Below are 23,913 nucleotides of genomic sequence, written 5' to 3' on the forward strand. Positions count from 1 at the left end.
AAGGTAATACTTCTTTCAAAGTTATTATTAGGAGGTTCCAATGAAAACCGTAAAAAAGACTATGTTGACTGCACCGGCACTCGTACTGCTGTGCGCGCTGTTTATTACGGCTTGTCCGCAGCCTTTCGAAAATAAGCCGAACGTACCGAGCGGTCCCGACCCGAATTTGAAGATCGAAAACGGTGTGCTTAAAGGCTATAACGGGACGCCCTCAGGTACCCTCGTCATACCGGAAAACGTTACGGAAATCGACGTCAATGCGTTTTTTGAATGCAAGGGAATAAACGGCACGGTAGTTTTCCCGGCAAACCTTAAGACAATCGGCGCCGGTGCGTTTTATTCGTGCAGCAACATTGACGGCTTCGATTTTTCACAGTGTAAGCAGCTTACCTTAATCAAGGGCTTAGCATTTGCAAAATGTACGAAAATAAGGACGGTGAACTTACCCGCCAGCCTTGAAACGATTAAAGGCGACGCCTTTGAAGACTGTACGGAACTTAAAGAGCTTACGGTCAAAGCCGGCGGTCCTTTAATCGCAGATAAGAATATCATTTATACTAGCGACAAAACAACAATATTGTGCTGTGCGCCGAATGAAGAATCGGTTAACTTGCCTAAAGATCTTAAAGAAATGGCGGAGGCTGCTTTTAAAGCTTGTACGAACTTAAAAACGGTAAAGTTACCCGATAGTGTTGAAACGCTGGGCTTTCAGGCATTTTTCAGATGTACGGGATTAACCGGAACGGTAGTTTTGCCGGCAAATCTAAAGATAATTGACATCGGTGTTTTTTGCTTGTGCAGTAACGTTGACTGCTTTGATCTTTCACGGTGTACCGCTCTTACCTCAATCGGCAATCTTGCCTTTTCTCTCTGTAAAGCGGATGCCGTGTTTAAGGTAAAGGATAACAGCGTCGGCAGTGCAATAAAAATAATGCTTATAGAAAGAGGTATTAAAGAAAGTCAAATACAGAAAGTTAAGTGAGCGGTGAAAATAGTATACCGTGCCGTTTACGCGCCATTATATGGCAAAAGCTTTTATTAGGAGGTTCCAATGAAAACCGTAAAAAAGACTATGTTGATTGCGCCGGCACTCGTACTACTGTGCGCGCTGTTTATTACGGCTTGTCCGCAGCCTTTCGAAAATAAGCCGAACGTACCGAGCGGTCCCGATCCGAATTTGCTTATTGAAGGCGGCGTACTTAAAGGCGGGCAAACGCCCTCGGGCACCCTTGTCATACCGGCGGACGTTACGGAAATAGCAAGGGAAGCTTTTAAAGACCGTAAGGATTTGCAAGCGGTTGATTTTTCTTCGTGTACCCGCCTTACAAAAATCGGCGCCGAAGCGTTTTTCGGCTGTACGGGCTTAAAGAGCTTGAGTTTACCTGCAAGCCTTGAAACATTGGAATACAGTGTTTTTTTCGGATGTACGGGAATAAACGGCACGGTAGTTTTGCCGGCAAATCTTGAGACAATCGGCGATGGTGCATTTTACTCGTGCAGCAATGTTGACGGCTTCGATTTTTCAAAGTGTACCAAGCTTAGTTCAATCGGCAGTATTACGTTTGCAAACTGTACGAAAATAACGAAGATGAACTTACCCGCAAGCCTTAAAACGATTAAAGGCGATGCCTTTAACGATTGTCCGGAGCTTACAGAGCTTACGGTGCATTCCGATAACGAGTCTCTTAAGTCTAAAAAGAATATTATCTACACTTACGATGAAACGCAGGCGTTGTGCTGTACTCGGACGATACCATCGGTTGACTTCCCTCCGAACCTTACGCAAATAGCCGACTGGGCTTTTATGTATTGTAAAAAATTACAAGAGTTAAAATTACCCGATAGTGTTGAAACGTTGGGTTTTCAGACATTTTACGGATGTGACGGAATAAAGGGAACAGTACATCTGCCTAGAAATCTTAAGACAATCGGCAACAGTGCTTTTAGCTGGTGCAGGGAGGTTGACGGCTTTGATTTTTCAAAGTGTAACGAGCTTAGCTCAATCGGCGGTCGTGCGTTTGCAGACTGTACGAAAATAAAGGAAGTACACTTACCCGAAAAACTTACAAATATTGCGGGCGATGCCTTTTCGGGTTGTACGGAGCTTAAAACGATTACGGTAGATCCTGCAAATGCAACCTTTACGGTTAAAGATAATACCGTTTACGATAAAAGCGCAAAAAAACTGTTATGCAGTGCGCGGGCGATAACATCGTTTACCTTTCCGACGGATATTACGGAAATAGGGGAAGGCGCCTTTTCAGGCTGTGAGAAGTTAACGGCGGCGAATCTTTCTTCCTGTACCGCTCTTAAAACAATCGCTGCCGATGCGTTTTTCGGCTGTGCGAGCTTAAAGCAGTTGATTTTACCTGCAAGCCTTGAAACATTGGAAAAGGAGGTTTTTTTCACCTGTAGGGAAATGAGCGGAACGGTGGTTTTGCCGGCAAATCTTAAGAAAATCGGTGAGGACGCTTTTTTCCAGTGCGGTAAGGTTACCGTCTTTGATTTTTCAAAGTGTACGGCTTTTATTTCAATCGCCGGCGGTGCGTTTACTGAATGTAACGCGGCCGTGTTTACGGTAAAAAAGGGCAGTGTCGGCAGTGCAATAAAAACAGCACTTATAAAAAGCGGTGTTGCCGCAGACAAAATCAAAGAAGTTGATTGAGCGGGAAATCATATGCACACCGCCGTGTGCCGTAACGGGCGCAGCCCGTCTTCTGCAAAGCGGTCCTCGGCCTTGCCCACCGTGCGAATAATTTTTGCACGTATGTCTTTTTTGCCGCCGAACGGGTCGCAGAGTTGTCCGGTCGAAAGCTTTACTGCGACGGCGTTCATCGTAAAGTCGCGGCGCGAAAGGTCCTGTTCGATCGAAGCTTCGTAACTTACTTCGTCCGGTCTTCTTCCGTCGCTGTAGCCGTGTTCGCTTCTGAACGTGGTAACTTCAATATGGTGCCCCATAAAAATGACGGTGAGCGTTCCGTGTTCTATGCCGGTGGGAATGACGCGGCGGAAAAGAGCTTGCACTTGCTCGGGACGCGCGTTTGTCGCGATGTCCCAGTCGGAGGCGTTTTTGCCCCTGAGCATATCGCGTACGGCGCCGCCGACAAGATAGGCTTCAAAACCGGCTCGTTCAAAAAAAGCGTTCATTTTTTTAAACACGGGTGGTACGGATACGGTTTTTATCATAGAATATCAGTATACCGTATTGCGTTTTTTTGTAAAGTTGCCTCTAAAGTTTCGGCAAAAGAAAAGGCGTGATTTTATCGATTCGGGAGGATCGGAAAAGTATGATATCCGTTTTGATTTTTACCGGTGGTTTGCATCCGTCAAAGTCCGATTTTAAACGCTGTATAAAACAATTCGCCCGGCCTTCGTTTGTGATTGCCGCCGATTCCGGTCTTGCATGCGCTCATCGGTTCGGCTATAAGCCCGATTTGATTGTAGGCGATATGGACAGCCTTGTTCCCGCAAGCGCTCTTGATGAATATCCCGACGAAAAAATCCTGCGCTTCAAGCGCGACAAGGACGACAGCGACACCGTCATCGCTTTAAAGGAAGCGATTGCTTATCCGCAGAGCGATCCGGACAAAAGTGTGCAGTGCGCGCAGGGGAACAGCACGCCGTATCGGCGGGAAGAGCTTTTTATTATTTTGTGCGGGGGCGACGGCGGAAGGCTCGATCATCTTTTGGGAATCGTAAAGCAGTTCGAAACGCCCGTGTATCCGGACCTATGGCTGTGCCGGGAGCAAACCGTGTACAATTTGCGTTCCGGCGCGGACGGTTCGCCCCGCGTTTTACACCTTGATTCGCAGCAGTGCAAAGAATACGTGTCGGTGTTTCCCGTACACGGTCTTTGCAGCGGCGCCCTCCTCAAGTCCGAAGGCCTTGTGTGGCCGCTGGAGAAGGTCGATTGGCACAACGGTGCATTCAGTTTAAGCAACCGAGCGTGCGACGACTATGTGTTGCACAAAAAGGATGTCGTGCTGACCGCCGAAAAGGGCGCTTTTATCGTTATCGCGCCGTATTGAACAGCGCTATAAGCATTGCCGCGTTGTATGCGGCATGAACGGCGCAAAGGCCGAATATCGGCACTTTTTTGCAAACGGCGGTGCGCAGTATGACTGCCGCACACAGGGCATTGCCGACAGCGTATATGCCGAGGTAGCGGTGGGCAAGTGCAAAAAGACAAATGGGAATGAATTCGGCTAAAGCGTAAAACATGCGTGAAACGTGCGCGGAATCGGGATCGGAAAAAACAAGCGATACAATCCGTCGCGCTTTTTCAGGTAAAAAAAATCGGTACAGCATTTCTTCGTAGCAGGCGAGGACGATTATTCCCGAAAAAAACGGAAACCTGCGGCCCGCCTCATCGGGGAGCGGCGCATGTACGGCATTTTCGCCTGCAAAGGCGGCAATACGGTTCCACAGAGCGGCCGAACACGCGAGGGCGCAAAAGCATAGGAGCAGCCGGGCGGCAAAAGAAAGAACCGCTGACGTTGCGCGTTTTGATGCCGCTTTTCGGCGGAATGCCGCGTCGGCTTTTTGATTGAATGCGGCGTCGGGTTCGACTGTGTTTAAGGCGGGGAAGGCGCTTTGTGTACTCCGGGCGCGAAGGAATAGAAAGAGTGCAGCCGCCATATAAAATAAGAGCGCGCCTAAAGACGGTACGCGCAATACGGCGCCCGTTTGATGCGGCACAAAAAGAGGCGGCAGCGCCAAAACGGCCGTTATAATAAAATATTCCGAAATTTCGGCTATCAGCTGATGAACATTCTTCACTTGTATGATACTATACGATAAGGTCGTTTATGTACACTGCGGTAATTATCGTCGCCTGCATATTGATTCTCATCGTTCTTTTGCGCGTAATCTTTTTGATTTCGCCCTGCATAAGTTTTTTTGCAAAGGGCTTTAATGCGGGCTTCGATTTTAAAGAATTGCGCTTTTTGTGGCCGATTGCCGACGCCGGAAATCCCGAAACTCCTGCCGCCTTATTCGAATCGGTTGCGCTTCTCGATAAAAGCATTGCCGCCGTTTTGAAAAAGGCCGAAAAAGATAAAACGACGAATACGCAAAACGTGCAAAGTTTTTTAAAACGCTTATACGATTGCCGTACAAAGGTTGAATTGGATCCGAACGCTAAAAACGGCATACAGGATACGCACTATATATCGAAGGGGCAGGAACTTCGGATTTTGGTACGCGGCGTCGGTGTTTTTTTTGCGCGCGTTATGCAAAACGGCCGTCAACTTATCATTTCACTGCCTCTTGAAAACGGAGAGTTGACCGTATCCGGCGACAAGTGGGTACACAAAAAAATTGTCGTGTACTTCCATCGGCAGGACGATGCTTTTTACGTATTCGATACGACCGTGCTCCGTAATCTCTTGTTTAACGGGCGCAATGCGCTCGTCCTTGCGCACAGTTCTTCGCTGCTGCGTTCGCAAAAGCGCCGGTCGGTACGCTGCAAGTGCCGCATTCCCGCGCAGCTTTTTCTCGGCGCCAAAAAACCGGAAGACAGAGTAAAGTTCGAATCGGAACCCGGCTTTAAATGCATGCTCGAAGACCTTTCCGAAGACGGCTCTCTTATCCGCATCGGCGGCAAAGCAAAAGCCGGCATGCCGATAAAACTGCAATTCGCTTTGGACAAAAAACGCGTCGTTATGTACGGTCTTGTAAAATCCGTTTCGTACGATAAAAAGACCGAAGAATCGCACATACATTTTCAGTGTGCGGAAACGACCGCGTGGTTTAAAAATACTATTTTAGGGTACGTATATAAAAACTTGCCGGAAAAAGAGGCATTGTTTTAGTCAATCGAATCGATATGGAGAACTGCATGAATTGTACAAAAAAAACGTATTCCGTATGCGCCGTAAGCATTGCGCTCCTTTGTTCCGTTTCCGCCGCCTTTTCGCAGGGAAACCCCGGCGCCCTGAAAGAATTCGTTAAAGAAAACATAAGCGGCAAAACGCGCATAGTCAAAAATCTTAACGGCGCTTCGAAAAACTTTGTCGAAACTTCGCTGTACGCTTTGAACTTTTTGTATGAAAATTACGATTTGTTAAGTTCCGACGAGGATTTTATCGCTTTTGCGGTCGAAGCGGTTCGGGCCGTTCCCGCGTCGTCGAGCCCGGAAGCGGCGCGGCTTCTCGAAAAAATATTCGCCGTAAATAAAAACGCCGCTTTGCAAAACGCCGTTTTGGAAAACTTTACGCGTGCGGCGCGTTCGTCCGCCGAAGCTTTTTCGCCGGATGAAGCGACCGTAGCCCTTGTCAATTCGTATGCGGCGGATCTTTTAAAAGCGGCACCTTCTTCCAATTCGCGCGATCAACTTTTACGCGCGATAGACGCTTTGGCGCAATTCCGCCGAAGTTCGTCATTTTCCGTTTTGTTTTCGTGCTATTTGTCTTCCGATACGGCGGTTTCCGAAAAGGCCGCCGAAGCGTTGAACAATTTTTCAGGCGTCTATGAAAATTCCGTCCGCACCCTTATTACGGGCGGAACCTTGCATGAAAAAAAAGCCGCCCTCGATTTGGTGCTGCAAAACCCTAAAAATTCTGACTTCTTTAAAGCGGAAATGTCCGAAAATGCACTGTCTTCGACTATATATAAGGCAGGGGATGTTGAGCTTTATGATAAAGAATATGCGGCGCTTAAAATGCAGGCCGTTCGCGAGTTGTACCGCGTGTCGTGGACACGGTCGGCTCGGCTTATGCGCGACGTGTTTGTTTCTTCGCGCAAAGAATACGAGGCGGGCTTGCTGACCGATAATCAGTTTATCGAAATCATCTATGCGTTTACGCGCCTCGCTCCGGCGGAAGCGGCGGAAAACTTAACGAATTATCTGAAAGCGCTCAATAAAAATCAGGAAGAAAACAAACCCTCCGGCACCCCGATAGTGCTTGCCGTAATTCAATCTTTGCAGCTTTTGAGGGATAAAATCGCTTTCGATGATTTATTGTACGCAACATACCAAAATTACCCGGACGAAGTTATCTCGGCTGCAAGGGATGCGCTGAGTAAACTGAAGTGGTAACACAAAAAACGATTTTTACGCTTCCTCCCGTGCGTATTGCCGCCGTAATCCTTGCGCTTGCCTTATACGCGCGGCTCGTAAAGCCTGCGGATCCGCACGCATTCAGGTGCTGTATGCCGCTCGAGAAGCTCGGCAGCGTTTCCGGCCTTGTCGCGTCGAACCCTTCAAAAACGTCTTCGGGACGGTTTTATTCGCTTTTATTGGACGCCGAGCGGGCGGGTTCGGCCGATATGAGTTGTTCGGCAAGGGGGCGCGTACGGCTGCTTGTTCCTTGCGAACTTGTTGAAGCTTTGTATCCGGGAAAACTTTTTTCGCTTTCGAAAAAGGACGTGCCGGTGGAGCAGGGCGCCCGCCTTGTGTGTACCGTCCGCCGCATTGAAGAATCTTCCGCCGCCGATACGCCGCCGTCGACGAGTGCAGGCGGTGCAAGGTCCGCATCGGCCACAACGGCCGCGCGCGGCTCAAAATCGGACACGCCGTCGGTGCCGGTTTTTATCGCCGAAACGACATCTTTTGCGGGCTGGAAAAACGACATCTGCCGTTTGCGCGCGCTTTCCCGCCTGTATTTAAAACGCGTATTGTACGCGTGGGGCGATGCCGGCGGTCTTTTGCTTGCCCTTGTTTCGGGTTCGCGCGAATATACGGACGAAAAGCTCGCTCAAGCGTTTCAAAATGCGGGCTTGGCGCATATTTTGGCTTTGTCGGGCATGCACTTGTCGCTGTTTATTTCGGCAGCTTCTTTTTCGAAATTCCTTGTCGGCAAAAAAGCGGCATCCGTTTTATCGCTTATTTTTATGTGCGCGTTTATTTGGTTTGCGGGCGCAAGCCCCTCTCTCGTGCGCGCTTTTTTGTGCGTATTCGTCGCCCTTATAGCACGATTTTTGTTTATCGAATTGTCCGCAAAGGGAAGTTTTGACTGTTTATGCGCGGCCTTTATCGTGCAAACGGCCTTTTTGCATGCCGACATTTATTCGGCCGCCTTTATGCTTTCGTATGCGGCGATTGCGGGCATCTTGCTTATAAGTCCGCTTGTTCGCCCGTTTTTGTGTTCGTTTTTGCCGCAAAAACTTGCCGAAAGCGCTTCCGCGACCGCGGGAGCATGGCTTGCAACATCGCCGCTTACCGCAGTGCTGTTCGGGCATATTGCGCCGGTCGGTCTTATCTCGTCGATTATCGTAACACCGCTTGCTTCAGTCTTTTTTATTGCGGGATGTGCCGGCGTATTTTTTTGCCTGATTTTGCCTTTTCTTTTATACCCGCTTAATGGTATAATACAGGTGCTGTATGCCGCGCTTAAATATGCGGTACTGTTTTTTGCGCGCTTTAAGCCGATTGACCTTTTGTGAGGAGTATGCGTGATTCAAGCGATCGATTACGATTCCCCGTCGTTTTTAAAAACCTTTATGGATGCGCGGGGCATGGCCATGCAAAAAAAATTCGGACAGAATTTTTTGGTGAATCCGAGCGCGCGCGCAAAAATCGCCGACGGCATGAACTTGGAGCGGGGAATGCGCGTATGGGAAATCGGGCCGGGCTTGGGCGCGCTTACGTTCGAGCTTTTAAAACGCGGCGCCTTTGTAACGGCATTCGAAATCGACCGCGGCTTTATTCAGGTTCTTGAAACGGTTTTTCCCGACGAAATCGCGCAAAACCGCTTGAAAATCGTCGCGGGCGACGTTCTTAAAACGTGGAAGACCGAATACGATTCCGGTGTGAAAGCCGATTGCCTGTGCGGGAATCTTCCGTACAATATCGCCGCAAAAATCGTTGCGGATACCGTATCGGAAAGCGTGCGTTTTAACCGCTGCGTGTTTACCGTACAAAAAGAAGTCGGTCAGCGCATGACGGCAAAAACGGGTTCGCCCCTGTATTCTTCGTTTTCGGTGCTGTGCCGGTGGGCCTACGATATAAAGCCGCTTATGGATTTGGCTGCCGGAAGTTTTTGGCCGCGTCCGAACGTCGCCTCACAAGTGCTGACCTTTACTCCCGCAGCCGATTTTCCCGCATGCAAAAGCACCGAGCGCTTCCTTACGCTGCAGCGCGCTTTGTTTTCTTCGCGGCGAAAAACGGTAAAGAATAACTTAACCGCCTTGTATAAAGATGCCGAAAAAGCCGAACTGATTTTAAAACGGGCCGGCATACATCCTGCCGATCGGGCGGAAAACTTAAGCGTAGCCGACATTCTCGGCCTTGCCGATGCCGCATACGAATACGAATCGAAAGGACATACCGATGAACAACACGGATAAAATCATACGGGAAAACATCGAACACATCCGCGAAAAAATAGACAGGGCGGCTTCAAAAAGCGGCCGCTTAAGTTCCGCCGTAAAACTTATGGCCGTGACGAAGTTTCGCTCGATAGAAGAAATCAGGTCGGCTTACGGAGCGGGCATACGCTTGTTCGGCGAAAACCGCGTTCAGGAAGCCGTTGAAAAATTTTCGGATCCCGCTTTGCGCTTTGACGATGCCCGCCTGCACATGATAGGCGTTTTGCAGCGGAACAAGGTAAAATCGATTTTGCCCTATGTGAGCTGCATACATTCGGTGGACAGAATCGAACTTATGGAAGAAATCGCAAAACGCCTTCAAGCGGAAAATCCGTCTTTGTGCCCCGCGTTCAGGCCGCTTAGGCTACTGATCGAAGTGCACACGGGCGAAGAATCAAAATCGGGCTTTACGAGCGAAGACGGCATTGTACGGGCTTTGGAGTACGCCCAAGAAGCGAATCTGAACGTCGGCGGTTTTATGACGATGGCGCCGCTGAGCGCCTCTCCCGAATCGGCCGAGGTGCACCGTTCATTCGTTACGCTGCGCGAAATTAAAGAGCGTATGCAAAAACGCTTTCCCTCTTTTTCGCTGACCGAACTTTCAATGGGAATGTCTTCGGATTTTGAAACGGCAATTGAAGAGGGTTCCACCCTTGTACGCATCGGAACCGCCCTGTTCCGCAATGCCGGAGCGGAGGCGCAGGCGTGAAAAAAGTCGCAAAAAAAATACCGTGGATTTTGTGCCTGTTTTGTTTGTGCGTGCCGCTTGCCGCCGACGAGGATGCGCTTCGGATTGAAGGCTATCAAAAAGACAAACCGCTTCCGTCGTGGGTAAAAGACGTGCGCCGCGCCGAAATCATTACCTTCGGCTCGCTTCCTTTTACGACGCTCGGGGTTACGCTCGCGTATTCGCTGTACCGCTACGCGGCGAACGATTTTAAGGCGGCCTATATTCCGAATCCGTTTCCGCTTTCTTCGAGCGAAGCGAGGCTCAATACAAGCGAGCAGATAGGCATTATATCCGCAGCGGCCGCGCTCAGCGTCGCTATAGGCCTTACCGATTTTATCGTTATAAAAGTAAATGAAAACCGCAAAAAAAATGCCGAACGGATCGATGCCGACCGGGAAGGCCTTATCACCGTTGAAAGCATTCCGCCGCAAAACGATAGCGAGGCGGAAAACGATACTGACGCGCCCGAAGCGCCGGGCCAAAGCGGGCTGTGATGCCGTCAATATGTTTTAATGCGGACACAAGTCTTTGTCCCATGCGCTTGGATGTGTACGCAAGTTCGGTGCAAAATATAAGCCGCTCGCGCTTAAAATCGGGAATAAAGCGCGTCGCCGTAAACGGAAAAGAAGCGAAACTTTCTTTGCGTCTTAAAGGCGGCGAGGAAGTATGCATTGAATGGGAAGATCCCGTGCCGGAGAATATCGAGCCCGAAAACCTTCCCTTGGATATTTTATTTGAAAACGAAGCGGTAACGGTCGTCAACAAGGCTTCGGGCATGGTAACGCATCCGGGGGCGGGAAACCGCCGGCACACGCTGGTCAATGCGCTTTTGTATCATTGGGGGCGCGGTTGTGTGTGCGGCGCTTCGCTGAGGCCGGGAATCGTTCACCGCCTCGATAAAGATACATCGGGCGTGTTGATTGCGGCGAAAAACAGGGATGCCGAAGTGTTTTTGCAAAGCGAATTTAAAAACCGCAGGGTAAAAAAAGAATATATCGCGATCGTAAGCGGACATCCGCCTGCGCTTGAGGGCGAAATCAAAAATTATCTGTGCCGCTCTTCTTCGAACCGCAAACGCTTTACCGTGTCGCCCGATGACGAAGCGGGAAAATTCGCCCACACTCGCTACCGCTGCGTCGGCATATACGGCCCGTATTCCCTTATGCGCATACGCATTAAAACGGGGCGCACGCATCAAATCCGCGTGCACATGAAATATTTGGGCTGTCCGGTTTTGGGCGACTGCGTGTACGGCAAAAAAGACGCACGCTTTCCCGACGCCGCTTTGATGCTCCATGCGTATAAGTTGGCAGTGCGCCTTCCGCCCCGTGCTTCCGATTCGGCTCCGTTTAACCCCGACGGCGGCTCTCTTAAGAGCGCCTGCAGTCGGGATACGCCCGCCGTTTTTACCGCTCCGGTACCCGACCGTTTTAAAAAAGTGCTTAAAGTGCTTCATGCCGAATTCAGTTCGGAGCATCTTGCATCCGTTTCTTCAAAAAATTAAAAAGGCCGCGCATATGAACGTAAAGGAACTTTCAATTTCACTCATCGCGCGCGAAGCCGACTTTATCGTTATAGACAAACCCGCAGGGCTTCCGTCGGCGCCGCTTGCCGAAAACGAAGACACCGCTTTTTCGCAAATCGTTCGCCTTGCGCCCGAAGCCGCCCTCGTGTACGGTAAAAAGAAAACGGAAGGCGGACTTGTACACCGTTTGGATACGGCGACACGGGGCTTGCTCCTTGCCGCATGTACGCAAAACGCTTTTGACGATTTTGTGCGTCAACAGGAAGAAGGCCGCTTTATAAAATATTATTGCGCGTATTGCGATTGCCGAAAACCGGACCTTTTGAGCCGTATTGTGCCGCCGCTGAGCATCGAAAGCCGCTTCCGTGCGTACGGCGAGGGCGGCAAAAAAGTAAAGCCCGTCTTTGCCGATTCCGGAAGAGCCGATTTGAAAAAAGCCGGAAGTAAAATCTACCGCACGGAAATCGTATCGGTGCGGGAAGTAAAAACGGAAGACGGAATGCCGGCCGTGCAGGTTATGTGCAAAATCGCAAACGGCTTCCGCCATCAAGTGCGCTCCCACCTTGCATCCTACGGTTTGCCGGTCATCGGCGATTTTTTATATAACGAAGACAATAACGAGCGCAATATGGAAAATTCCGAGTTATGCGCTCAGTTGCGCTTTACGGCTTGCGCATTGGAATTCGATCATCCGGCAAACGGTAGGCGGCTGCGCTTTGTTTTGGAAGGATTTACATTGCCGGATTGAGTTCCCGTATCGCGTTTTTTACTTCACCGGCTAAATAAAAGGAACCGGCGCACAGAAGCGTTTTGTTTTCTTTTGCGGCACAATCGATCGCTTGCCGTATTGCGCGGCCGAAGTCTTTGTCCGCATGTAGGACGGAAGGGGCGGCGGTTGCGTTTTCAAAGCATGCCGAAAACGCGCGCACGGTTTTTTCGTAATCGGAGCGTTTGGCGCTTCCCGGAACGGTAAGCGCAATGCGGCTGAAAGAGCAGGGCGAATCTTTTATGATGCGCGCCATCGATTCGACGTCTTTATCGGCTGCGCAGGCAAAGAGCAAGTGGCATCGTGCGCCGAAATGCGCATAAAATGTTTCCAGCGTTCCTTTCATACTGTTTGCCGTGTGGCAGCCGTCAATGACGATCGTCAGAGCGCCGTTTTGCACGGGAAGGCGTACCGTTTCGAAGCGCGCGGGTAAAAAGGCTTTTTCCAAGCCCTGTTCGATTATTCTTTCATCGATATCGGGAAGAGCAAGCTTTACGGCCGCCGCCGCTGTCGCCGCGTTTTCCGCTTGAAATTTTCCCTGCAGTTTAAGGCGCGCTGTGAGCGGCCGCGAAAACGACAGGCGCCGCCCGTAGGCTTTTTCGAATTGCCGAAGTTTTTCGGCGCTGAACAAAATTTCCGCGGCCGAATCGAAATTGCTTCCGACATCACCGCAGCCCGGGGGAGTGCCGCTAAGGTTGCCGCTTTTATAGTTTATATTCGCGGCATCGCCGATACATAAAATCGGAGCCTGCATTTCGCGCGCTTTATGTTCAAATACGTTTTTTACTTCGTTTTTTTGCGGCGCAATGCATACGGGAATTCCCTGTTTTATAATGCCCGCCTTTTCGCCCGCAATAGCTTGCAGCGTTGTTCCCAAATATTCGGTGTGTTCCAATTCAATTTGCGTTATCGCGCATACACAAGGCAGCAGAACGTTCGTTGCGTCGAGCCGTCCGCCCAAGCCCGTTTCAAAGACAACCCATTCCATGCCGCAGCTGCGGAAACAAAAAAAAGCGAAAAGCGTCATCAGTTCAAACCATGTCGGCTTTGTTTTTTCATCGCCGGCTTCTGTAATAAAAAACTCGGCTGCGGGAATAAAAGCGTTCACGGCCTTTTCGTATTCCGTTTCCGGCAAAAAAGAAAAAGGGCTGCTTACGCGTTCGCGGATATCGGCGACATGGGGCGACAGGTATAAACCCGTTTTAAAACCCGCTTCTTCCAAAACGGAAGCGCAAAAAACCGATACTGAACCCTTGCCCTTGGAGCCGGCAACGTGAATCGATTTATACGCGTTTTGCGGATTTCCGAATCGTTCGCACAAATACCGCATTGTATCGAGGCGGAAAAAATCCTTTTCGGGATTTTTTTCAAAGTTCCGGTATTGTTCGAGCCACTGCTCGAAGCGCTGCATCGCCGATTTTCTAATAACCATGAAGACAACTGATTAACAATTATATTGGGCGCTGACGGGATCGAACCGCCGACATTTTGGGTGTAAACCAAACGCTCGTACCAGCTGAGCTAAGCGCCCGCAAAGAATGAACGCATCATAGCAGTTTCGCGCATTTCGGTCAAGCGGGTATATTGAAAATTTGACAAATCGAAAATTCTTATGTACAATTTATAAAACTTTAATTATTTGTTGTTGCATGCGGAGGTCGGTTATGAAAAAAATCTGTTTAATGTTATTTATAATTATCGGAGTTTCCGCGCTGCTTTTTGCGAACGGAAGCGGCGAAAAAAGAGCGGCGGAAGGAAGTTCGGGACGTTCACAGTTGGTTATTTGGGATCAATTTTACCGCCCTGAAGAAAATTCCGTGATGGAAGAAATTATCAGACGGTTTGAAAAAGAAAACCCGGATATTCGAATTGTGCGGGAAGTAAAAACGCTTGATGATTTAAAACTTGTTTTACAAATGGCGGTTCAATCGGGCACGGGACCGGATATTATGCAGCTCAATCAGGGTGAAGCCGATATGGGGGCTTTCGTAAAATCGGACCTTATTCTCGATTTAACCGATACGGCCGTTAAAACGGGTTGGGAACAAAGATTGTCAAAATCGAATTTAAGTTCAATGGGCTACAAAGGCAAATATTACGGCGTATCCGTTACGGGCGAAATAGTCGGCTTTTTTTATAATAAAAATATTTTTAAGAAGTTAAACCTTTCGGTTCCAAAAACTTTGGAAGATCTTGAAAAGATTTTAGCGGATGTAAAAGCTGCCGGTTATATCCCGATTAATTTCGGTAATTTGGACGGTTGGACGGGAATTCATGAGTGGTCTGCTTTACAGCATGTTTTAAATTCCCGGGTGCAGCTGGACGGTATGATGAGCGGTAAAAAAGGGAATTTTTGGAATTCCAAAGAAAACATTGCCGCAGCCGACATTTTGGTTTCATGGGTAAAAAAAGGCTATTTTACGCCGAACTTTTCCGCAATCGGCTACGACGATTCGGCGACCGTTTTTTATCGGGGCAATTCCGCGCTCATGCTCACGGGAAACTGGCTCCAGGGCGAAATCAATACGAATGCACCGTTTGAAACCGGCTTTTTTCTGCTGCCGGCTCCCCGCTCCTCATCGCAAAACCTGAAAGCGGTCGGCGGGCCCGGAATCCCGTTCGTTATAAATAAAAAAACGAAGCATACCGGTGCTGCGGTTAAATTTTTGGATTTTTTGACGCAAAAAACGACGGCTGCCCTTTGGGCGGAAAACGCCATGCTGCCGGCTTTACCGCTCGATGCCGGTTCGGTAAAAAACGCTACGCCCTTATTTAACGATATTATTCAGTGCTATAATACCGTAAATAAAATAAACGGCATGGGGTATTTTATCGATTGGATTACGCCGACCTTTTACGATACGTGTTCTTCCGCCGTGCAAAAACTTATGGCGCTCGAGATTACGCCGGAAACTTTTGTTAAAGAACTTCAAAACGATTACAATAAATTTTATTGATAACTGATATACGGAAACTGCGGTTGAAGGGGCTGTCAAAAAAGCATCCGACTTTTGAAACGGTTTCTTCGACCCGGCACGGGGACTTATGTATGCGAAGATTTGTATCGCGCAGTTTGTTTGACAATAAACCGAAAGGCTTTTTGTATCTTTTGCCTGCACTTGTAATATATATTTGCTTTTTTATTATACCCGTAACAAAAACGTTTATATCTTCGTTTTTTACCTTTCCGACAACTTCCGAGCGGACTTTCGTTTGGTTTGCAAATTATGCGGAACTTTTAAAAGATGAGTTGTTTTGGTTGTCGCTGAAAAACAACGGCATTATGATTTTTTACATGATGGTTGTTCCGGGAATTTTCGGCTTAATTTTGGCAACCGTTTTTGAAATAAGCAATCCGAAAGCGGGTAAACTTTTTGAAGTTTCATTTTTTATGCCGCAGATTCTGTCTTTGGTTGTTGTCGGTGTTATATGGAAATGGATTTATAATCCCGTATTCGGCATTTTAAATCGGCTTTTGGTTTTAGCCGGCTTTGACAATTCGGGACAGGCATGGCTGGGAAGTACAAAAACCGCAATACATGCCGTCGGCTTTACGGGAATATGGGTCAACTACGGTTTCGCGATGGTTATTTTTTTAGCAGGCTATAAGCGGATCCCGAAATCTTTTTTTGAAGCTGCAGCCTTGGACGGAGCCGGTTTTTGGAGAAAGTTTTTTTATATATCTTTGCCTTCTTTACGCGGCGAGATAAGCGTCGTTTTTACCTATCTGTTTATTCAGGCTTTAAAGACCTTCGACCTTATATATGTTATGACTAAAGGCGGTCCGGGAAACGCAACTTCGGTTATATCTTTATATGTATTCAAAAACGCGTTCCAATACGACCGTTTGGGGTACGCGGCTTCCATTGCCATATATCTGCTCATTTTTATTACGCTGGGCTCTTTCCTTATCGATAAAGTCATTAAAAAGAGGAGCTATGAATAAAAAGATTTCTTTAAAAATTATTACCTATCTTTTTTTGACTTTAGTGCTTGTCTTTGCTTTGACGCCTTTAATCTTTACCTGGTTTGTGTCTTTTAAAACAAAGGCGGAACTCGCGCAAAACGTTTTCGGTTTGCCGCAGGTGTGGCAGTTCGGAAATTTCAACAGAGCGTGGGAGCAGGGGCATTTCGGGACCTATTATAAAAATTCGGTTATAGTCGTAATTCCCGTAGTCGTTATGTCGATAGTATTATCTTTAATGACTTCTTATGCGTTGGTCTTTTTTTCGCTTAAAAGCAAAAAAATTATTTTAAAGCTTTTTATGTTCGGCCTTGCCGTTCCCATGGAAGTCGTCATTATTCAGCTGTATTATCATATGCTTTCGCTGCATTTGCTGAATACTCGTACCGGTCTTATTTTGGCGCAAATAGCCCTGTCCCTTCCTTTCGGCGTATTTTTTATGTCTGCCAATTTGAACGCTTTGCCGCATGCGATATTGGAATCTGCTGAAATTGAAGGTGCCGATACTTGGGTTATTTTGTGGAAAATCATCGCGCCTTTAATTATGCCCGCGATAATTGCATGTGCGGTTTTCTTTTTTATTTGGACATGGAACGAATTTTTATTAGCGTTGGTTTTGATAAGCAAAGAAAATTTAAGAACGCTTCCGGTCGGAATGGCGTACTTTCAGGGCAAATATGTCGGAGACATTCCGCTTATGGCCATGGGCGCCACCCTTATGACCGTGCCGGTCATCATCATATACGTATTGCTGCAAAAGTATTTTATTTCGGGAATTCTTGCCGGCGCTTTAAAGGAATAAAAAAAGCACCGATAAAGGAACGGTGCAAAAACTTAAGTGCTTTTTGCCGTTTCCCGATCGGTGCCGAATATTAAACTTTAGTTATAAAGCTTTATTTACCTTTGATAAAATTGGGCAGGGTACCGGTTGCGGCGTATTGGCCGGCGATGTAGCCGTTTGCACAGCAGTCCGCGACGGCGTTGGAACCGAGGCGGTTTGTACCGTGGATACCGCCGGTAATTTCACCTGCGGCGAATAAGCCGGGAATTACTTCACCGTAAATATCACGCACTTCGGTTTTCGGGGTAATGTTCAAACCGCCCATCGTGTGGTGAACGGAAGGCCATTGCGGAATCGCGTAATAAGGACCGCTTTCCATGGTCATCATAATACCCTTATCGATTCTTTTGCCGAAGTCGGGATCGGCGCCGTTTTTAACGTAGCCGTTGTGTTTGGCGATCGTTGCGGCAAGGTTTGTGCCGGGAATCGAAACTTTTTTACCTTCATAGGTGCGCTTGTTGATTTCCGCAGCCAAAGCTTCAAGCGTATCGGCTTTGAAAATTCTGTCGGCCGCCATGCCGCTTTTAAGCTGTTCGGGGGTAACGAATCCGCCTTTTTTTACGATTTCTTCATTCATGATGCAGAAGGTCGGGAATCCGCCCGAGTTTTTGGCGGCGTTCGAACATACGTCGCGGCGCTCGCCTTCGTTTACGTAGCGTTCGCCCTTGTAGTCAACGTATACGACACCGGAACTGGGGCCCGAAAAGGGAATAACCGCCCATGCGTCCAAAACGCCTCCGTTCGGATTTGCGAACGGATACAGTTGAATGTAAGACATGTGCATAATTTCGGCGCCGATTGCCTGAGCTTGCGTAATGCCTTCACCGGTTGCGCCTACATGGTTTGTCGTGGGCAATTCTTTGGTCAGCATGGGAACATAGCGAGAGCGCATCGGAACGTCGGCACTGAAACCGCCGGTCGCTAAAATAACGCCTTTGGTCGCTTTCATGCTTTTAAAGCCGTCTTTCGTTTCGACGCCGATACCGACGACCTTGCCCGAAAGCGGCTTTTCGCGGTAAATCGTTACCATTTTGGTGTTTACCAAAATCGGCACGCCGGCTTTTTCAACCATTTTCTTTTGAACCTGAACAATGTCGGAGCCCTGTCCGTTGATCGTCGTGTAGGTGCGGTAGCCGTAGTGCCCGCCCGGACGCGTTAAGCTTTTGCGTACTTGCAAACCGTTATCCAAAAGCATATTCAAATAAAAGGGAGAACCGTACACCATGTTTTTTACCAGCGCTTCATCGCCCATGTAGTCGCCGCCTTTAAGCGTGTCGGCGATGTGCTTTTCGGCCGTATCGGGCGGCAGGTTCATGTCTTTTTGGAACTGCGCGGCAAGCTTGCTCGTATAAGCGGCGTACACGCCGCCGTTGATTTGCGAGTTTCCGCCGACAAAGGGCATTTTTTCGATAAGCACAACGTCTTTTGCACCGTTTGTCTTGGCGCTGTGAGCAGCCGCAAGACCCGCGAAGCCTCCGCCTACGACGATAATGTCATGGGTTTCGTCCCATTTTGCCGGCGGCGTGCTGCCGTAGTGCTTATCCTGCGCGGCGGAAGCCGTCTTTTTAGCGGTTTTAAAATCGGCCGGATTTCCGCCGGCTTTTTTAATCGCCGCTTCAACTGCATTTAAAATTCCGTTGCTCGTCATCGTTGCGCCGGAAACGGTGTCTACCGAAAGGCTTTGCTGTTTGACGATTGCTGCGGGAACGGAACTTATTGCGGCATCGGAAATGCCGGGCGTTTCACTGTGCGATTTTACCGTAACGCTTTCAATTTTTGTTTTTGAAAGTTTTACTTCAACGGTCAATCCGTCCCTCATACCTTTTACCGTCTCGGTATAGGTGCCTGCTTTCATATTGCTTCCCTTTGCGAAAAGCACTGTTGTGATACAGGCAGCTGCAATGAAAAATACAAATAATTTTTTTGCGGTTTGCATTTTTCCTCCTAGAATAAATAAAATATAAGGTTATCTATAAAACAATTAGAAACCATAATAAAAGGTATCAGAACTTTTTTGTTTTGTCAAATGAACTTACTTTTGATTTTTGCGAACATGGCGGCGGCCGCTTCGCCGCTTAATTCCTGCGGCGCCTCGTGGTATTCGACGAGGTTTTGCGGAATTTCGTCCAAAAAGGGCGAGGGAGCGCATTCGACAACCGTTTGCATTTTGCGCCGCCTTCCGCACGACGAAATAAACAGTTTGTCCCGCGCGCGCGTAATCGCGACGTAGAACAGGCGCCTTTCTTCTTCGATCCCGCCTTCGCCGTCTTCGAGGCTGCGCGCATGCGGTATAAGGCCGTCTTCGCAGCCGGCGATAAACACAACGGGAAATTCCAAACCTTTGGAAGCGTGAATCGTCATCAGGTTGACTTTGCCCAAAAGCGAATCCTCTTCCATGTCGTCGCGCGACAAAAGGGTAATGCGGTTCAGCCACGCATACAAGCCCGAATCGGTTGTGTCGGGGTTGTTTTCCCACGTTTCTATGGAATCGATAAGATATTCTATATTCAAAAATTTGTAGCGCGCGGCTTTTTCGTTTTTCGGATATTCGCTTACCAAATAGCTCCAATAATCGAGCGTTTCGACAAAGGCGCGCACCTTTTTTGAAAGGCTGCCGCTTCCCAACAAAGCGCTTCGTTGCGCAACGATAAAATCGTAAAATTCTTCAAGCGCGCCGTAATTTTTATCCGACTCTTTTTCCGTTTTTCCTTCGTTTGCTGCGGCAAAATCTTTGCCCGGCACTTGGAACGAAGGTATGTCGTCGCCGTCAAAAAGCAGGTTTTCGCGTTCCTCCGCCGAATCGCCGCTTTTACCGGGAACGGATGCGCCCGGCGTTTTTGTGTGCGCGATGTACGTTTCGATCGCTTCCCACAGCGGACAATCTTTTTCCGCGGCGATTGCGTTGAGCTTTTCGATCGTTTTTCTGCCGATGCCGCGCCGGGGCGTATTTATAATGCGCAAAAGATTTATGTCGTCGTTGTAGTTCGTGCATACGCGAAGATAGCTTATAATGTCTTTAATTTCTTTGCGCTGAAAAAAGCTTGTGCCGCCGCTCATCGTGTACGGAATACCCGATGCCAAAAACGCTTCTTCTATGGCGCGGCTTTGCGTGTTTGCGCGCAGCAAAACGCCGAAGTCGCCGTAAGTTTTCCGTTCGTTTGCGCACAAGCCCTGTATGCTTTCGGCGATAAAATCGGCTTCGGCCGCTTCGTTTTCGGGAAGGTAAATTTCAATCGGTTTTCCGCTGCCGTTGCCCGACCACAACTCTTTATCTTTGCGGTTCGTATTGTGCGAAATAACGCCGTTTGCGGCCGCCAAAATGGTTTCGGTGGAGCGGTAGTTTTGTTCCAAACGGATTTCTTCAACGTGGGGAAAATCTTTTTCGAACATGCGTATGTTTTCGTAGTTTGCACCGCGCCAGCTGTATATCGACTGATCGTCATCTCCGACAACCGCAACGTTTTTATCGGCAATCAGGCGCATAAGGCAATATTGCTGAAAGGACGTGTCCTGAAACTCATCGACCATAACGTATTTATACCGCTGCCGGTAGCGTTCGAGCACGTCGGGATGTTCTTTAAAAAGTTTTATCGGCAGCACGATTAAATCGTCAAAGTCAACCGCATTGTACAGCTTGAGTCCTTTTTGGTATTCTTCGTAGAGCGGACGGTACATATCGTTTACACTTTTCCAATCGGCGCGCCCCGTTTTTATGTTTGAAAATAAATTGGCGGTTTTATACGCGTCCAAAGCATCGACGGAAAACTTTAATTCGCGCGCCGTTTCTTTAATCAGCTGCACCTTATCGGTTTCGTCGTAAATCGAAAAATTGTCGCGCCAGCCGAGCTTGTCTATGTCGCCGCGCAAAATACGCACGCCGAATGCGTGAAAGGTCGAAACGGTTAAGTTTTGCAGTTTTTTGCCCGTTTGTTCTTTTATGCGTTCGGCCATTTCTTTTGCGGCTTTGTTTGTAAAGGTGAGGGCAAGAATTTGGCTTTGCGGAATTCCGCGTTCGAGCATCCACGCGATGCGGTAGGTAATGACGCGCGTTTTGCCGCTTCCCGCTCCGGCTATAATCAAAAGCGCGCCTTCGGTTTTTTGTACCGCTTTCAGCTGTTCGCCGTTCAATTCCCGTTTCAGTTCGTCTTCACGCATAAGCGGTATTGTACGTAAAATCGGAGCGCTGTGCAAGCCGCCGCATTTTGCGCTCATCTTATCAAAATAAACTCCGATATAATAGTAAGGCGGTTTTTTTATTCCGAAAATTGCGGCAAAGTGCCGTTAAGTACTTGACTGTCAGGGAGTTGGCGTAGACAATAGTATGATAGAAGTTATGCGTTTGGATGGGAGCCCGTATTGGATAAATCCGCATCAAATTGAGTATATGGAAAAAAATCCCGATGTAACGCTGGTTATGCTGTCCGGCAAAAAGCTGGTTGTGCGCAACAGCGCCGAGGATATGATTGAAAAAATCATTGCATACCGCCGCCTTATCGGCGCATTTAAAAATGAATTGTAATAACGGGAGGAACTGATAAAAAGCGCTGCCTGAAATAGCGTCATCGCTTTTTATCGCGAGTTTGCACGGCAAAGCTCGCATATTATATGTGCGTGCATCCGCACGCACGGATAAAAACTTTTTCGGAAGCTGACGCTTTCTGCAAAAGTTTTTATGGGAGGAACTGATGGATATAGCGAGTATTTTAGGCATTGCGGGGGGTCTTGCAGCTCTCGTTTTTTCGGTGCTTTCTTCGGGCGGCGGTTTGGGCGGCATTTGGGACGTGCCTTCTCTTATATTCGTTATCGTCGGTTCATTTTTTGCAATGCTCCTGAGTTTTCCGATGAACAGGGTTTTTGCCATGTTCAAAATTATGGGAAAGATTTTTAAAACCCCCGATTTCGGCGGAAAAGCGCTGGTGCAGAACATGGTCGCCCTATCCGAAAAAGCCCGCCGCGAAGGCATTCTTGCGCTGGAAGAAGGGTTGGAAGACTTGGAAGATCCGTTTATGAAGTCGGGCTTACGCCTCGTCGTAGACGGAACCGACGGCGCCGTTATCCGCACGATTATGGAAAACGAATTGAACCGCATAGAAGGGCGCCATATGGATTGGATCGGCATGATGGTGCAGTGGGCCGGTTTGGGGCCTTCGTACGGAATGATGGGTACGGTTATCGGGCTTATCGGTATGTTGGGCAAACTTGAAGATAAAAGTTCGATCGGACCGAATATGGCCATCGCCTTGGTTACGACGCTGTACGGTTCGTTATTGGCAAACATGTTTTTAACTCCTATTTCGAATAAACTGGCATATCAAAACGGTTTGGAAATTCAAACGAAAGAAATGGTCATTGAAGGCGTTCTCTCCATTCAAGCCGGAGACAACCCGCGTATTTTGGCGATGAAGCTGCTTACCTATCTTGATCCGCAGACGAGAAAGTCCGTTGAAGCGGATGTGCTGAAGGACTGAGCATGGCAAAAAAGGAAAGAAAGCAGACACCTAAAGCGTCTAAAGCGTGGCTTGAAACATACGGCGATATGATTACGCTGATGCTGTGTTTTTTCGTCGCGCTTTTTAATCCTACGGAAATAGACGAAATTCAGCTTGCTCAGCTGACCGTGGCGCTGCAGGGAGATCCGACTTCAGGCGGTATGTCGCTTTCTTCGGGCCGCCTTGCCGATTTGGGAAATACGGTTACCTCTTTGCCGGCTTTGGAAAAAGGAAAAGTGCTCGGTCTTGCCGTAAAAAAAGCGACCACCGTTTTTGCCCCCGAAATTCACAGCAATAAGATTTTGGTTACGGCCGATGAGCGCGGCCTTGTTATAACGCTCGCGTCCGACGCTTTTTTTAGAGAAAACAGCGCCGAACTGCTTATAGACGAAACACGGGACACATTGCTGCGCTTGGCGCAGTTTTTCAATTTGAGCGAGTTAAAAGACCGCAAATTCAGAATAGAAGGGCATACCGATTCGGTCGCACCCGATCCGGCACTGTGGCCGAGTAATTGGGAACTTTCGGCTGCGCGCGCCATAAACGTGCTGCACTATTTGGCCGATTTCGGAGCGGACGAAAGGCGCTTTTACGTTGTCGGCTACGGCGACACGCAGCCTAAGGCGGCCGAAGATACGCCCGAGGGCCGCGCTTATAATCGGCGCGTCGATATAATAATTCTGGACGAAGGTCATTTTTAATGATACTATATTAAGCGAGGTTAACTGCTATGGCTGATGACGATTTAAACTTTGATGACGGCGAGAATACCGGTAGCGCATCTTCTCAAAAAGGCGGAAAGATGGGCGGCTTATTGCCGACTATTCTAAAATGGGCGGCGATTGCCGTCGGCGCCATTATTCTTATCGTAACGGTTGTCGTTATTACCATGTCGATTATCAATTCAAATACTCCTTCGACGACGGCGGTTCCCGTATCGCAGGAATACCAGCCCAAGCGGCCCGAATACGAATGGTACCGTTCTTTGCCGGATGTGCGTGCAAAAACCGTCGATACCGTGCCCGCAAGCGTTATAGTCAATGTCGTTTTGGGGTATAAAAAAGACGATAAGGTCGCTTCGAACGAAATTACGGCGCGTACGGTCGAAATTCAGGATTACCTGCGCAAGTATTTTTCGAGCAAAAAAGCGGTCGACTTGCGCCCCCAAAACGAGGATATGCTCAAACTCGAAATAAAAAACGACATCAACGATATATTGACTTCGTCTTCCATACGCGATGTACGTTTTTTGAAATTCGAAGTGGTGGAGCAATGAAAAGGTGTTAGGC

General features: G+C 48.4%; 22 protein-coding genes, 1 tRNA gene and 1 pseudogene. 18 read left to right on the forward strand and 6 right to left on the reverse strand.

Features of this window, described 5'->3' with window-relative positions; genetic code table 11:
• Window positions 1–40 precede the first annotated feature (40 nt).
• Window positions 41–982, forward strand: coding sequence for a leucine-rich repeat domain-containing protein (locus HMPREF9194_RS04630; protein ID WP_016525219.1), 942 nt, complete (start codon window positions 41–43; stop codon window positions 980–982).
• 69 nt (window positions 983–1,051) lie between these two features.
• The gene (locus HMPREF9194_RS04635; protein ID WP_016525220.1) at window positions 1,052–2,665 is read left to right on the forward strand and encodes a leucine-rich repeat domain-containing protein; all 1,614 of its coding nucleotides are present in this window, start codon (window positions 1,052–1,054) and stop codon (window positions 2,663–2,665) included.
• Between the two features lie 29 nt (window positions 2,666–2,694).
• On the opposite strand, the pseudogene HMPREF9194_RS04640 reads toward HMPREF9194_RS04635, so the two are convergent.
• Window positions 2,695–3,186, reverse strand: a pseudogene (locus HMPREF9194_RS04640) (CCA tRNA nucleotidyltransferase); the annotation flags it as partial.
• A 101-nt stretch (window positions 3,187–3,287) separates the two neighbouring features.
• On the opposite strand from HMPREF9194_RS04640, the gene HMPREF9194_RS04645 reads away from it, so the two are divergent.
• Window positions 3,288–4,028 (forward strand): thiamine pyrophosphokinase, encoded by a 741-nt coding sequence (locus HMPREF9194_RS04645; protein WP_016525222.1) that lies wholly within the window; start codon window positions 3,288–3,290, stop codon window positions 4,026–4,028.
• Here the strand turns inward: HMPREF9194_RS04645 and HMPREF9194_RS11825 are convergent.
• Complete coding sequence (locus HMPREF9194_RS11825) at window positions 4,012–4,779, reverse strand: CPBP family glutamic-type intramembrane protease (protein ID WP_016525223.1); 768 nt, start codon at window positions 4,777–4,779, stop codon at window positions 4,012–4,014. The genes HMPREF9194_RS04645 and HMPREF9194_RS11825 overlap by 17 nt on opposite strands.
• Window positions 4,780–4,808: 29 nt before the next feature.
• On the opposite strand from HMPREF9194_RS11825, the gene HMPREF9194_RS04655 reads away from it, so the two are divergent.
• From HMPREF9194_RS04655 to HMPREF9194_RS04690, 8 genes are read left to right on the forward strand one after another with little or no spacing between them, the layout of a single operon-like run.
• The gene (locus tag HMPREF9194_RS04655; RefSeq protein WP_016525224.1) at window positions 4,809–5,813 is read left to right on the forward strand and encodes a PilZ domain-containing protein; all 1,005 of its coding nucleotides are present in this window, start codon (window positions 4,809–4,811) and stop codon (window positions 5,811–5,813) included.
• Between the two features lie 26 nt (window positions 5,814–5,839).
• On the forward strand, window positions 5,840–7,039 hold the full coding sequence (locus HMPREF9194_RS04660) for a hypothetical protein (RefSeq protein ID WP_016525225.1): 1,200 nt from the start codon (window positions 5,840–5,842) through the stop codon (window positions 7,037–7,039).
• Complete coding sequence (locus tag HMPREF9194_RS11830; RefSeq protein ID WP_016525226.1) at window positions 7,033–8,385, forward strand: ComEC/Rec2 family competence protein; 1,353 nt, start codon at window positions 7,033–7,035, stop codon at window positions 8,383–8,385. The genes HMPREF9194_RS04660 and HMPREF9194_RS11830 overlap by 7 nt, the downstream gene beginning before the upstream one ends.
• Window positions 8,386–8,394: 9 nt before the next feature.
• Window positions 8,395–9,288, forward strand: coding sequence for a 16S rRNA (adenine(1518)-N(6)/adenine(1519)-N(6))-dimethyltransferase RsmA (gene rsmA, locus HMPREF9194_RS04670; RefSeq protein ID WP_016525227.1), 894 nt, complete (start codon window positions 8,395–8,397; stop codon window positions 9,286–9,288).
• Window positions 9,272–10,018, forward strand: coding sequence for a YggS family pyridoxal phosphate-dependent enzyme (locus tag HMPREF9194_RS04675; RefSeq protein ID WP_016525228.1), 747 nt, complete (start codon window positions 9,272–9,274; stop codon window positions 10,016–10,018). The genes rsmA and HMPREF9194_RS04675 overlap by 17 nt, the downstream gene beginning before the upstream one ends.
• On the forward strand, window positions 10,015–10,533 hold the full coding sequence (locus HMPREF9194_RS11835; protein ID WP_016525229.1) for a hypothetical protein: 519 nt from the start codon (window positions 10,015–10,017) through the stop codon (window positions 10,531–10,533). The genes HMPREF9194_RS04675 and HMPREF9194_RS11835 overlap by 4 nt, the downstream gene beginning before the upstream one ends.
• Window positions 10,533–11,543, forward strand: coding sequence for an RluA family pseudouridine synthase (locus tag HMPREF9194_RS04685; protein WP_016525230.1), 1,011 nt, complete (start codon window positions 10,533–10,535; stop codon window positions 11,541–11,543). Before HMPREF9194_RS11835 ends, HMPREF9194_RS04685 begins: the two co-directional genes overlap by 1 nt.
• A gap of 13 nt (window positions 11,544–11,556) precedes the next feature.
• On the forward strand, window positions 11,557–12,312 hold the full coding sequence (locus HMPREF9194_RS04690) for a pseudouridine synthase (RefSeq protein WP_016525231.1): 756 nt from the start codon (window positions 11,557–11,559) through the stop codon (window positions 12,310–12,312).
• Here the strand turns inward: HMPREF9194_RS04690 and HMPREF9194_RS04695 are convergent.
• Window positions 12,296–13,762 carry a bifunctional folylpolyglutamate synthase/dihydrofolate synthase gene (locus tag HMPREF9194_RS04695; RefSeq protein ID WP_016525232.1) on the reverse strand — a complete coding sequence of 489 codons (1,467 nt, stop codon included), beginning with the start codon at window positions 13,760–13,762 and terminating at the stop codon, window positions 12,296–12,298. The genes HMPREF9194_RS04690 and HMPREF9194_RS04695 overlap by 17 nt on opposite strands.
• 25 nt (window positions 13,763–13,787) lie before the next feature.
• Window positions 13,788–13,861, reverse strand: a tRNA-Val gene (locus HMPREF9194_RS04700).
• 133 nt (window positions 13,862–13,994) lie between these two features.
• Between HMPREF9194_RS04700 and HMPREF9194_RS04705 the strand changes: the two genes are divergently transcribed.
• The 3 genes from HMPREF9194_RS04705 to HMPREF9194_RS04715 all read left to right on the forward strand — a co-directional run bounded on the left by HMPREF9194_RS04705 (window position 13,995) and on the right by HMPREF9194_RS04715 (window position 17,096).
• A complete protein-coding gene (locus HMPREF9194_RS04705; protein ID WP_016525233.1) occupies window positions 13,995–15,287 on the forward strand; it encodes an extracellular solute-binding protein in 1,293 nt (430 codons plus the stop codon).
• Window positions 15,288–15,379: 92 nt separating this feature from the next.
• Entirely contained in the window at window positions 15,380–16,276 is an 897-nt protein-coding gene (locus HMPREF9194_RS04710) for a carbohydrate ABC transporter permease (protein ID WP_016525234.1), read from the forward strand.
• The gene (locus tag HMPREF9194_RS04715; protein ID WP_016525235.1) at window positions 16,269–17,096 is read left to right on the forward strand and encodes a carbohydrate ABC transporter permease; all 828 of its coding nucleotides are present in this window, start codon (window positions 16,269–16,271) and stop codon (window positions 17,094–17,096) included. Before HMPREF9194_RS04710 ends, HMPREF9194_RS04715 begins: the two co-directional genes overlap by 8 nt.
• 91 nt (window positions 17,097–17,187) lie before the next feature.
• On the opposite strand, the gene HMPREF9194_RS04720 is transcribed toward HMPREF9194_RS04715, so the two are convergent.
• Window positions 17,188–18,990, reverse strand: a complete 1,803-nt coding sequence (locus HMPREF9194_RS04720) for a flavocytochrome c (protein ID WP_040846634.1) — start codon at window positions 18,988–18,990, stop codon at window positions 17,188–17,190.
• 167 nt (window positions 18,991–19,157) lie between these two features.
• Entirely contained in the window at window positions 19,158–21,290 is a 2,133-nt protein-coding gene (locus HMPREF9194_RS04725; protein WP_040846635.1) for an ATP-dependent helicase, read from the reverse strand.
• Between the two features lie 166 nt (window positions 21,291–21,456).
• Between HMPREF9194_RS04725 and HMPREF9194_RS04730 the strand changes: the two genes are divergently transcribed.
• The 4 genes from HMPREF9194_RS04730 to HMPREF9194_RS04745 all read left to right on the forward strand — a co-directional run bounded on the left by HMPREF9194_RS04730 (window position 21,457) and on the right by HMPREF9194_RS04745 (window position 23,900).
• Entirely contained in the window at window positions 21,457–21,654 is a 198-nt protein-coding gene (locus tag HMPREF9194_RS04730; protein WP_016525238.1) for a flagellar FlbD family protein, read from the forward strand.
• Window positions 21,655–21,820: 166 nt separating this feature from the next.
• Window positions 21,821–22,603, forward strand: coding sequence for a motility protein A (locus tag HMPREF9194_RS04735; protein WP_016525239.1), 783 nt, complete (start codon window positions 21,821–21,823; stop codon window positions 22,601–22,603).
• A gap of 2 nt (window positions 22,604–22,605) precedes the next feature.
• Window positions 22,606–23,325 carry a flagellar motor protein MotB gene (gene motB, locus HMPREF9194_RS04740; RefSeq protein ID WP_016525240.1) on the forward strand — a complete coding sequence of 240 codons (720 nt, stop codon included), beginning with the start codon at window positions 22,606–22,608 and terminating at the stop codon, window positions 23,323–23,325.
• Between the two features lie 29 nt (window positions 23,326–23,354).
• Complete coding sequence (locus HMPREF9194_RS04745; RefSeq protein WP_016525241.1) at window positions 23,355–23,900, forward strand: flagellar basal body-associated FliL family protein; 546 nt, start codon at window positions 23,355–23,357, stop codon at window positions 23,898–23,900.
• Window positions 23,901–23,913 lie beyond the last annotated feature (13 nt).

It is taken from the genome of Treponema maltophilum ATCC 51939, from assembly GCF_000413055.1.
In the GTDB taxonomy this organism is placed as follows: Bacteria; Spirochaetota; Spirochaetia; order Treponematales; family Treponemataceae; genus Treponema_C; species Treponema_C maltophilum.